This window comes from Sphingobium phenoxybenzoativorans, from assembly GCF_001757355.1.
GTDB lineage: Bacteria > Pseudomonadota > Alphaproteobacteria > Sphingomonadales > Sphingomonadaceae > Sphingobium > Sphingobium phenoxybenzoativorans.
In genome coordinates this window covers 43953-54947 of the sequence record NZ_MINO01000003.1, presented here as the reverse complement: position 1 = coordinate 54947, position 10995 = coordinate 43953, and the positions used below count along the sequence as shown (strand labels likewise).

At 56.4% G+C, this 10995-nt stretch carries 11 protein-coding genes; 4 read left to right on the top strand and 7 right to left on the bottom strand.

Annotated features, from left to right (window positions below; translation table 11 throughout):
• Positions 1-9 precede the first annotated feature (9 nt).
• The 6 genes from BHQ40_RS02665 to BHQ40_RS02640 all read right to left on the bottom strand — a co-directional run bounded on the left by BHQ40_RS02665 (position 10) and on the right by BHQ40_RS02640 (position 6334).
• The gene (locus BHQ40_RS02665; protein WP_083276649.1) at positions 10-753 is read right to left on the bottom strand and encodes a PP2C family protein-serine/threonine phosphatase; all 744 of its coding nucleotides are present in this window, start codon (positions 751-753) and stop codon (positions 10-12) included.
• On the bottom strand, positions 750-1760 hold the full coding sequence (locus tag BHQ40_RS02660) for a type VI secretion system-associated FHA domain protein (protein WP_070151923.1): 1011 nt from the start codon (positions 1758-1760) through the stop codon (positions 750-752). The genes BHQ40_RS02665 and BHQ40_RS02660 overlap by 4 nt, the downstream gene beginning before the upstream one ends.
• Positions 1760-3397 carry a serine/threonine-protein kinase gene (locus tag BHQ40_RS02655; RefSeq protein WP_070151921.1) on the bottom strand — a complete coding sequence of 546 codons (1638 nt, stop codon included), beginning with the start codon at positions 3395-3397 and terminating at the stop codon, positions 1760-1762. The genes BHQ40_RS02660 and BHQ40_RS02655 overlap by 1 nt, the downstream gene beginning before the upstream one ends.
• Positions 3398-3400: 3 nt before the next feature.
• Positions 3401-4123 (bottom strand): LysM peptidoglycan-binding domain-containing protein, encoded by a 723-nt coding sequence (locus tag BHQ40_RS02650; RefSeq protein WP_070151920.1) that lies wholly within the window; start codon positions 4121-4123, stop codon positions 3401-3403.
• Positions 4120-5736: a putative bifunctional diguanylate cyclase/phosphodiesterase gene (locus BHQ40_RS02645; protein ID WP_070151918.1), complete on the bottom strand. Its 1617-nt coding sequence runs from the start codon at positions 5734-5736 to the stop codon at positions 4120-4122. Before BHQ40_RS02645 ends, BHQ40_RS02650 begins: the two co-directional genes overlap by 4 nt.
• A gap of 253 nt (positions 5737-5989) precedes the next feature.
• Entirely contained in the window at positions 5990-6334 is a 345-nt protein-coding gene (locus BHQ40_RS02640) for a hypothetical protein (protein ID WP_070151917.1), read from the bottom strand.
• A gap of 511 nt (positions 6335-6845) precedes the next feature.
• Here BHQ40_RS02640 and BHQ40_RS02635 point away from each other — a divergent pair.
• Positions 6846-7394 carry an opacity protein gene (locus BHQ40_RS02635; protein WP_070151916.1) on the top strand — a complete coding sequence of 183 codons (549 nt, stop codon included), beginning with the start codon at positions 6846-6848 and terminating at the stop codon, positions 7392-7394.
• 315 nt (positions 7395-7709) lie between these two features.
• Entirely contained in the window at positions 7710-8114 is a 405-nt protein-coding gene (locus BHQ40_RS02630) for a BLUF domain-containing protein (protein ID WP_083276648.1), read from the top strand.
• Between the two features lie 284 nt (positions 8115-8398).
• Here the strand turns inward: BHQ40_RS02630 and BHQ40_RS25505 are convergent, their stop codons facing one another.
• A complete protein-coding gene (locus BHQ40_RS25505) occupies positions 8399-8590 on the bottom strand; it encodes a hypothetical protein (RefSeq protein WP_139139149.1) in 192 nt (63 codons plus the stop codon).
• Positions 8591-8847: 257 nt separating this feature from the next.
• Between BHQ40_RS25505 and BHQ40_RS02625 the strand changes: the two genes are divergently transcribed.
• The gene (locus BHQ40_RS02625) at positions 8848-9042 is read left to right on the top strand and encodes a hypothetical protein (protein ID WP_070151913.1); all 195 of its coding nucleotides are present in this window, start codon (positions 8848-8850) and stop codon (positions 9040-9042) included.
• Positions 9043-10538: 1496 nt separating this feature from the next.
• The gene (locus BHQ40_RS02610) at positions 10539-10991 is read left to right on the top strand and encodes a PA2169 family four-helix-bundle protein (protein WP_070151907.1); all 453 of its coding nucleotides are present in this window, start codon (positions 10539-10541) and stop codon (positions 10989-10991) included.
• Positions 10992-10995: the final 4 nt, after the last annotated feature.

Sequence of the window (10995 nt, the reverse complement as noted above, 5' to 3'; positions counted from 1 at the left end):
CCTATTCCATCATGTAGCAACTAGTACAGCTGAAAGATTGTCCTTTCCTCCTCCGTGCAACGCTGCATTTCTTAGCGCTGTAGCTGCTGTCGCGATCGGACCTGCGCGCAGAAGGGAAGCGATTTCACCGTCCCCAATTGCCCCGGAAATTCCATCAGAACAGAGAAGGTAGACGTCACCCGTGGCATAGTCGATGGCACGCGTCTCGATTTCGACTGCAGGCGCCACGCCGATCGCGCGCGTGATCACGTGGCCGCGCGGATGGTTTTTTGCCTGATCCTCATCCAGGACGCCTGCGTCGAGCAACTCCTGAACAACGCTATGATCACGACTGAGACGTTCAAGAATGCCCTTCCGCATTCTATATATCCGGCTGTCTCCCGCCCAAAATAGAAATGCTTCGCCTGAGCAACTGACCGAAAGGCCCGCAACTGTCGAGCCGCAGGTCACCCCCCGCTCCTGCGCCTTTGCATATACTGTGCGATTTGCCTCATGAAGTGCCCTAAGAATAGCTGGCGCCCCCATCTCGGACAGGTTTGCTGCGACGAGCGCTTGCACGACCGTGGTCGCCGCCCAATCGCCCAGGCTATGACCGCCCATGCCGTCGGCTACCGCGAACAGGCCGCGCGTGCCGTCATCAAGGATGCGATCTTCGTTAGCAGTGCGCACCAACCCGATATGCGAAAAGGCGGTCGAACGAATATGTTCGCATAACATTTCAACGTCTGACGCCTGCGGCAAGAAACGGCTCATGCCGAGGGACTTTCGAGATTCGCTTCCGCCGCATGATAGCCTGCAAGGAAGGCGGCACCCAATTCGCCCTCCATCGCACCTGCAAGTTCATTGGCCAGCACCGTGTGCCTGTGCGCTGCTTCTTCACCTATCAGCGCCGCCCGAGGTTTCAGAAAAGTGCTCTTCCCTTGGACAGCAGCGTCGAGCGCAGCGGGCGCGAAGGTCGAGACCGAAAATTCAAGAGCGCGGTGAAACCCACTGAAGGTTGCGATCACATGTTTTTTGATATCGCGAAAGGAAGATAGCATTGCTTCCTGACCGGCCATAAACCCGTTCCGCGGTGGCCGCAGAAGGTCAACTGCGAGACGCTGCGAGGGCGCCCACTTAAAAGGATTGTTATTGCTTCCACCGATCGTAGTGTGGGCAAGAGCATAGCGTTGCCGCAGTTGCTCGCGCTCGGACATAAGATCCGCTACTCCAAGAAGCATCTGGCGGTAGAGCGCCCCTGCCTGCCGCATGACTTCAGCAGGTTTGTCCGACACAAAAGCCGAGGCGTGTAGCCCTGCGCCTTCGCAGAAGGCGTCGAGCAGCGACTCACCCGGATCACTGCCAGTATTTTCACTATCCTGCCATTCCGTTGGTACTGAGATCGAGCGCCCCATGGGCGGCGCAAGAATTAGCGTGCTGCCTTCACTCTGAGCGCCAAAGTCTTCTTGCGGTGCATAGTCGGTGCTGAGCACATACGGGCCAAAGCGGACTGAGGTCGGCACGATAATTTCAATATCTTGGTCCTGCACCATACGCTTGCCGTCGGCGCCATAGACACCGTTGGCGCCCAGGCAGCGCAAGCTCAACCTCCCGTCCCGCGCCTCAAACTCACAATGCCAGCGCGATATTTCTCGACTGACATCGGCGACAACCCAGTCGGCTGCCGGATCTCGGCCGATCCGCAGGACGCCATCGGCGAGGAAACGCGCGTCAACGGGGTGAACGATCTCGTCACCTTCGAAGAGCTTGAAGACATACATTAGGCTGCCTCCCGCTCGAACCGCTCGACGCGTGTCATCGCCATCGCATCCTGCAAATTGTCGGGTTCAGCCCGGTTCTCCACCTCCACCGAGAGGCGATTGAACATATCAAACAGCGGCGCGAATTCGTCTCGTCGGCGTGCAGTCAAGCGTACGCCCTTTTCGCCATCTGCGAGCGCTTCCATTGCCTTGCGCAAACGTCTTAAGGGTCGCAGCAGGCTTTGCGCACTCATATAACCGACCAGCCCAAGAAGGGCGGTTACAAATAAGCTGAGGCCGATCATCCACTTTCGCCCTTCAGCGCGCGCCGCTTCGATCGGCTGGCGATCGAAGATCATTTCGACTGTTCCGAACGAGGCGCCTCCATAACGAATGGGTTCGACCACCAATCCAGTCTGGTCAGGAAGCGTCCGATGAACCTTGCCTAGCAACGCCTTGTCACTTGCGGCACGGATGACGTGCTGATCGTCCGCGATTATGAGCCGAAGGACCGAGCGATCCTGCGCGGCTGTCTCCGCAAAAGCCTGTAATGGAAGCCAATCTTGCTCCTCGCGTGCAAGGCCCGCATTCTCCGCCACACGGAGCGCTGCATTGCGGGCGACGAAATCCGCCATCGAATGGGCCGCGTGCGCCGCCATTTGCTCCATCGTGGCGTTTTGACGGAAGAGAACAATCCCGCTGCTGGCAACGAGCGCGAGCGCAGAGGCACCCGCAAATACCAAGGGCATTCGGACCGACAGCGCCAGTCCGCGTCGGCGCGTCTCGGGCTCAGAGGTCAACGCCTCGATCTCGCGCAGCAGCGCGCGATGAGCAGCGCCGGCGTCGGCGAAGCGCTCATCTGGCTTTTTCGCCATGAGCGATGTCAGGATCGCAAGCACGCCATCGGGACAGCCTGGTACCATCGTCTCAACGGCTACCGGCTTGTCTTGGGTGATTTGAATTGCCAGGGTCGCGACAGCCGTCCCCGCGAAGGCTGGCTTGCCGGTCAACATTTCGTACAGAACCGAACCTAGTGCGAAGAGATCGGATCGTGCATCCACGGCAAGTCCCAGCGCCTGCTCCGGACTCATGTAGCGTGGGGTCCCCATGACCTGGCCAACCTGAGTGCGCTGCGCATCACGCTCCGCATGTTCCTCGTCGCGACTGTCGATTCGGGCTATGCCGAAGTCGAGCAACTTTGCGGTCTGACCCTGCGCGCAGACGAGGATGTTTGAGGGCTTGATGTCGCGGTGGACGACGCCACGCCCATGGGCGTAGCTGAGCGCACTTGCGATCTGGGCACCAAGCCGCAGCGCGCGCTCAAGACCTAAGCGCCCCTCGGTTCCGAGAAGCTGGTCGAGAGGAAGGCCGTCAACATATTCCATAGCGATATAAGGAACACCCTCCGCCTCGCCTACATCGTAGATTGTGACGATATGGGCGTGGGACAGGCGTCCGGCCGCGCGCGATTCATCTAGAAACCGGCGCACTATCTCGCCTTCCTGGCAAAACTCCGGCTTGAGCGTCTTGATCGCGACGGCGCGGCCAATCGAAGGATCCTGCGCAAGTGCGACATTGGCCATCGCGCCTTCACCGATCCGGCGTTCAATGGCGAAGCGCCCGATCCGATCGGCCGGAATGTTGCAATGCGCATTCATAGCTCAACCCTTCGCCTTGACAGTCTTATAGAGCCGTTCGGCTCGCGCTAGGTCTCGTCTGATCAGGACATCGTCTGGGGCGGCAGCCGCCGCCGCCCGGAGGGCTGTCACAGCTTGTGCGACCTGCCCGCGATTAAGCGCGCTCAATCCATTTGCGCGCAGTTTTGCCGCCCGCGCGGGATCGGCCGTTGCCGCCTTGGGCGGCGCTGCCGCTGTGGGGGGCTTGGCCGGACCAGCGCTTCGTGCCGGGCGCGCTTCCCGTGCGGGAGGCGCTGCTGCTTCGCGCGGCTTCGTGCCAGGGACCCTAAGCGTTGCGCCTGGTTCGAGCGGCGTTGGGCCGGTCCGACCATTGTAGCGCATCAGCGCATAGAATTTGTAGCGATCGCCGAGATAGCGCTGGGCAAGGCTGAGATAGTCGTCGCCTGCCTTAACCGTATAGGCGAAGCTCTGACTTCCGAGAAACGTCTCCGGGTCTTCGGACATGGACCGTAATAACGTCGCGGCCTCTCGGTCGGTTGGATCCTTTTTGATCACGGCTTTCAGGGCCTTCTCCGCTTTCTTCAAATTGCCGGCTTGGAGTAGGCCAATCGTATCATGGAGCCGCGCGGGATCCCGTATCGGCTGGATCATCGCAGGCCGAACCGGCTCCTTTCCGCAGGCTGAGAGCGCTGCGAGGACGATCCCGGCCAACAAGGCATTGGCGAAGGGGCGACGGGTGGGGTTCATGCGAGCCTCGCTTTTATGCCCGCCAACTGCCGGGCAGGTCCGATATCGATGAGAGAAGTGACGGCGTGAGATTGGGTAGCAAAATGGAAGAAGTCGGCAGCCGGAAGCGGCCTTGAAAAATAATAGCCTTGAAAGAGTTCACAGCCGTGGCGACGCAACCAAGCGAATTCGTCCTGCGTTTCGACCCCCTCAGCAAGGACAGGAATGCCAAGGCCTCGTCCTAGCGCGATGATGCTCTGGCAGATCGCCTGGCTGTCCTTGTGGCAATGAACGTCGATGACGAACTCCCGGTCAATCTTGAGCTTGTCAAAAACGAGCTGCTTCAAATAGCTGAGACTGGAATAACCCGCTCCGAAGTCATCAATCGAGACCGCAACGCCGAGGGCCCGAATACGTTGGAGAAGCGCTTTGGCCTGTGTGCTATCGATCGCCGCTACCGTTTCGGTTAGTTCGATTTCCAAAAGTCCGGGCTTAAGGCCGTGCTGGTCAAGAGTGCGCTTGACCAATGCATCAAGATCAGGCCGTGCCAGTTGATGAGCCGACATATTGACCGCGACCTTGAGGCCCATATATCCGGCTTGCTCCCATTCGCGTGCCTGTCTGCAGGCCGTGTTGAGAGTCCAGAGCCCGATTTCCTCCGCCAAACCGATGCGCTCTACAATCGGAATGAAGACAGATGGCGAGGGATTGCCAGCTTCGTGTCTGTGCCATCGCAGTAACGCTTCGGCACCGCAGATCCGGCCACGGACAGCATCTATGAATGGCTGATAGTGAAGTTCGAATTCCTGCCTTTCAATGGCTTGCCTCAATTGCTGCTCGATCCAAAAGGTCTTTCGCGCAGTTTCGCGCGGATCCGTCATTTCGGTCGTTCCCGCCATTTCCATTGATAATGCCGATATGGCGCGCGCGAGCGTGGCAGAGGGTTTTTCGGATTGGGGCGTCGCCTTGACGCTTGCAGACCGGATTTGGGGTTGCAGGTTTCCCGCGTCCTCGCCTAAACGATTCCGTAAAGCATAGGACAGGGTTTCCAGCTCAATTTCCGCTGTTTGCGAGTCAGCACCTGCAAACCAGATTGCAAAGCGGCTGCGATCGATCTGCGCGACAGTGCGTCGTGGATCAGCCATGCGGATGAGTTTGCTCGCGATGATAGCGAGTAGCCTGTCGGCGGCTTCTTGATCGAACGAGCATAACCTATCGAAATCCAGGACGTCGATGATGCCCAGTAGCGTCGGTTGCGCTGCGCAGTGCCAGTCGCCATCCATGGTCGATAACAGCAGTTCACGCGTGGGAAGATCAGTAACGGGGTGTCGTTGCGGCAATCGGGTCGCCGTTTCGGCGAGACGTTTCGCCACCACCGGAATACGTTCGGCCACATCGCGCAATCCTATGGCTGGAGTTGCATAGCCATCCTGTGGTGCAATACTCTTATTGTATTGCTCGATCACAGCCTCATGTAGAGCAATGCGCGAGCGGAGCGCCAATCCAGCGATAAGGATCGTAATAACCACCGCGATAGTGGCGGTAAATAGTGGGTGAAACCCAGTCGCCGCCCAAATAATTGCCAGCAACGCGAGCAGGAATAACGCTACCACATAAGCGAAGGCGTGAAGCACGCGGATTGTCCTGGTGCTTAGACGCACGATGGTTCCCTGTCACTGATGCCCCACTCCCTATTAAGAGAAAAACACCAAAGGAGACGTTAACTGCCCAAAAAAAATGAAGCAGACAGAGGAGGTTAACCCAGATTAAGGGAAATGCTACCGTTTCGACTTCGTATCAATTTCTCTGTGGCTACACTGTTGGCATTTCGATCCATCAGTGTGTGTCCGGCTTTGACGATGTATCTAAGCTCCAGCGCACATGCTTTCATTCAGGTTTGCCGTTAACCCAGGATGCCTGGTCCGCGTTGCGCGCGGCTTCCGGTGTCAGCTCTATCTCGCCCTCTTCGTCGGTACCCTTTTGGGCATGATGCGCAGCGTCCATTGCGCCAGCAATATCCCATTTCCCGACGAGTGCCGCGTCGATCATGGCGCGCCAAGTATCTCCGTTCCCAGCCGCAACCATTTCAGAATCAGGATCCTTGAGCACCGCTATAATCGTCGAGGCGCGTTCGAGGAGTCCTGACCAATCATATGGATCGACAGGTTTGGTGGTGCCCAAATAGCGCGCGAGGCGGTCGATCGCACGCTGGGGTTCAGCTATGTTGTCCATTCCTCATCAGCGTCTTAAACCGATACTGGTTCCAACGTGTCCGCCTCAACGCCGCTGACAGGACCGTGGCGGCGCTACTGTGCCGTGCCCTGACAAACAGCCCCAAATCTAACTAGCCGTCGGCTTCGCCGCCGTTAGCTCCAAATCCGGTCGGCCATCGTCGATGATCAGGGGGCTGACCGCAAGCGTTGACAGATATCTTCAAGTTGATCCGGAACCAAAGACACCATGTTCGTTACCGCCATGAGGGCGAATATTCGCAACCTTCCGCCAGCCTTTCTATACCGCTAGCACCTCGGAGTCTGGCATATGGCCGTGACAGATTTTGCCCGCAACAAACCTATATCAATTTACCTGCAGTAAGTTAGCGGCCGCATCATAACGCTTGCGAAAGCGTGTATCCTATTAGCAACAACAATGACTTAATCGATTTTGCGCTGCAACCAACCTCTCCGATGATCGCTTCATGGCTCCCGCACAATAAGCTTGCGGGTGATATTGGAGTTTCAGAATGAAGAAGTTGTTTATCGCTGCTGCCTTCGCAGCTGCCTTGCCAACCGCAGCGCTTTCGCAAGACACTGCGCCTGATGGTACCCCGGCTTTTGGGATCGAGCCTTACGTCGGCGTTCTGGGTGGCTATCACACATTTGACAAGGACAGCGAATTTGGTTCGCCACGCGGCGGTCGCATGAACGGCGGGCTTGTTAGCGGCGTCGCAGGCGTAAATATTCCGCTTGGGCCGGTTTTTGTGGGCGCTGAGGGCAACGCCTCCAAGGGCTTCGGCGACATTGATTGGGAATATGGCGTTCGTGGTCGCGTAGGCGCCCGTGCAGGTGACAGCGGTATGGTTTTCGCGTCTGCTGGCTATCAGTGGGTGAATGGCAAGCGTGGTTACAGCGACCAGAAGGACTGGATCTACGGCGTGGGCGTTGAAGTCGGCCCCAAGGATATAGGGCTTAGCGGAATCACGGGAAACAGCGGTGTGCGTGTGCGCCTCCAAGCTGAAACTTATGATTTCGACAGCATCCGGCCGATGGCTGGCGTGATCTTCCACTTTTAAACGAGAGGGGTGGGCGGCAAGTGAACTTTCTGCCCACCCGTCCGGCTCGACAGCAATATGGCTCGACGCTAAATGTTATCGAGCGGCCGCCAGACACCACGGGTTGCGGAACCTGCTGGCGGCCCACTCCGCTTCGGCTAACTCATAGACAACTTGGATCAGCCTTTCCATCTCGGTGCGTAAGGCTTTGCTGGGTGCACTCAAATCGTAGCTGATGAGCGCCAAGTGCAGGACGCGATCAATACTAACAAATGTTAAGCACAAGAAATTAGGAAATAGCGGCTACATTCGTCCTGAGATAGTGGAGTGAATGCAGTGATTCAAATAATCTACATTAGCTCCGCCCGGCCTATGGTGGGGTTAGCTGACTGCCACGACATTCTTCAGACGGCAGTCGCAAATAATTCGAAATTCGACGTCACCGGGCTGCTTTTGTTTAACTCAAAGAGATTTCTTCAGGTGCTCGAAGGGCCTGAACGGCACGTCGATTATCTGTTTCACAAGATTAGCCTAGACCCTCGTCATCGTGCGGTGGTGGAGCTAAATCGCAAACAGATCGGTGAACGCGAATTCGGTAGCTGGGCAATGGCATTTGATGATGGCCGGTCACCAGAGCGCTCCGAACTGAAACAGCGCATTTCAAAACTACTGGATCGGACAAGTCCTTCCACTCGCGCGCTGTTCGAAACCACCGCAGACCTTCATAAATCGGCACCTTAGCCAGAGGGCGTGTACCTCATGCTATCGCTGTTATCTCAAAACTGGATCGCCATATTGATCTCCATCATTGCAGCCGCTGCCGTTTCCGCCATTATGGAGATAACAGAAGATTCGGGGTCCTTCGGAAGTCGCGGTTCGATACCCAGATTAAGGTGATTTCGTTTGTGTGTGCGCTGTTGCTGGTGCTGGTGCAAAGCCGCCGCGCGACCCGAGCGTTAAACCAAACGCTTTACCTGGCCCGGTGCTATTCCCAGGATCGGGCCATTTTCCAAGATTAGCTTTGACTAATGCTGAGGGTTGTCAAAATCCTGCCTTCCCATCTTAGCGTCTTTTGCTGCTGATCGACCCATGTCGTAGCCGTAGCGATAGTGTGATACCCCTTCAGACAGTTCCATGTTTGGCAGTTTTGGAATGCTGTCAGGCTCGATGCTTTGCCAGCCGTCGATATAGCCGTCGAAGAAATTATCTTTGACCATCCTCACCCCCCGCGCGGGAATACCCTTAGAGTAAAGATTAGCATTTTGCGCGAACCTGCTTTAATACTGGCCAAAACGGACCAAAATTTCAGCGCGAGAAATGCGCGCACAGGTCCGCCATGTGAACGAGTTGAGTGCTCTGCTGGCGACTATCTTCAATCCACCTGATCGGCTTATTGACCAACCTGGATTAGCCCGATCGATTTCTTCGGAACGGACCGCCTGACGCTACGTTCGCCCAGATCATAGGAGATATTATGATCAGAGCAATTCTCGGTGGCGTCGTGCTTGGGGTCGTTGGAAAGATTCTTTACGACCAGGGTGAACTTGATCCGCTCATTCAGAAGGCGGGATCGATATTCAACGATCTGGCTGAGGCAACCTCGCAGGGTCTCGAAACCGCTGGTGTCGCATTGCACGAAGCGGGGGATGAGTTGGCGAAGAAGGGTTAGCTTAAATAACGAACCTTGGAACCAACTACCATTGTAGGGTTCAAGCAAGATGCCCCATTGCCTCGTGACAGCTCCACGTCTGTTCTTCAGCAGCTCGGTTCTGCGAAGATGTCGCAAGGCCGGTGTCGTAGGTGAAGTCGTTGTGGCTGTCATGAGGCAGGCCATGATACATGCGGCAGTCCCTATGTTGCTAGCCTCGCTGCAGTTTCTCGCGATCAAAAGGCAGAGTAAATAAGCTTTGTCGGTCTTGACAGTGCGGTGAGTAAGATATCCGCGGGATGGTCAGGTGCTCGGCCTGTACATGGCGCTTCCCTTTTTATCCACAATAGGCCAGCCACCCGGAACAAGTGTAGGATGCTCGCTGTTCCCATGGCGATAGGAGAGCAATATGCACAACGAACGACAAAATGGTGGGACTGAGACTCACATATCTACGGTCGATGCGCGCAGTGGCTCTCGCACACAAGTCACAAGAAACATCCTCGTCGTCAGCCTGATACTCGTGGTTGGCTTACTCATCATTGCTGTCGGCGTCGGTTACTTCGAGACTGACCAGACTGGAGCTGATGGAGTGAACAGCGGCAACGCTACCCGGTCTGCAGCTGGAGCGGATTGAACATGAGTGACAAAAGCTCTGAAGAAAGGACCGCGCCGCGGCAGCCTGATCCTAACGAGATCGTATGCCCGCAATGCGAAGGCAGTGGACGCGACGACGTCGAGATTTGCTCGCGGTGTGAGGGGTCTGGGGTTGTCATCGAGGGTATAGGCGGTGGCTGAACGCTGTTTATGTTAGGTTTTCACGATCTGCCGAGGTGAGCATAACCCATTCAAATGGAACCACAATGAAGGCACTCGGTTGATGCTGTCCCGATCAAATGCGACCCGATTGGAATCTTAGCGCCTCGCCATTCCATAGTGGCGGGGCTCTTTCTCATTCCAGCAACGAGTTAGGCAAACCATCAGGATATATAGGTCCACCCTCGGTTCAACCGTAATATCGGGAGCGCGATCAATAAAGTAACGATTGCGAGTTGCAGTCTCCAACCAATTCTGAAAGCCGCGCAGATTGATCATCTTGCAGCTCAGTGCTTCCTGCTGGCGACGTTCAACTCGCATTTCGGAACACGGCTTCTAAACAGGCAGCCATCCAGGTCGAGGCAGAAGCCGAGCTTATCGATTTTGGCGGTATCCCAATTAAAGGCGACCAGGTCAATTTCAACAACTCTGCTACCTGCCTACCTCATTCGCCGGCGGTGCAGATGGTTCTCGTCAAATCGGAGATTTGGATGAGCTTTACCAAACCCGTAATGAGCAAGCCTCCACCTCGGAGCACCATCGTGCCGGCGAACAGCAACAACCATCGGCGCGGGACACGGCTCAAATCGTACTGACAGAGGTTAATTTTCGCCCGCTCTAAGGGTCTTTGCGGGTATCGAGCCGTTGGACGCACGAGTTCGCTGCACCCCTGCGGCGGTCGACTATGTCAGGAATCCAATATGTCCGAGTCCACCAACGATGTGTCTGCGCTAAATAGCCTCATCGCCACCACGCTCGACAGCGTCGAGGGATATACCGAGGCAGCAAAAGACACCAAGAACGCCAGCTTCGTGACGCTGTTCACCGGCCTCGCCAGCGAACGTCGCCAGCTCGTGACGAGGCTGCAGCAGGAAGTTGCTACGCTCGGCGGCGAACCGAAGGACGAGGGCACCGCGCTCGCTGGGGCACACCGCGTCTTCCTTAACCTCAAGTCGGTAGTGATGGGTCATGACGACAAGGCGATCATCAACGAAGTCGAAGCTGGCGAAGATCACATAAAGGCTAAATATGAGGACGCACTGGGTGACCGCGAGCTCTCACCAGCCGTACAGACGTTGATTTCATCGGCCTATGATAGCGTGAAGGCAGGTCATGACGAAATCCGCGATATCAAGCATTCGATGGAGGGCTGATTTT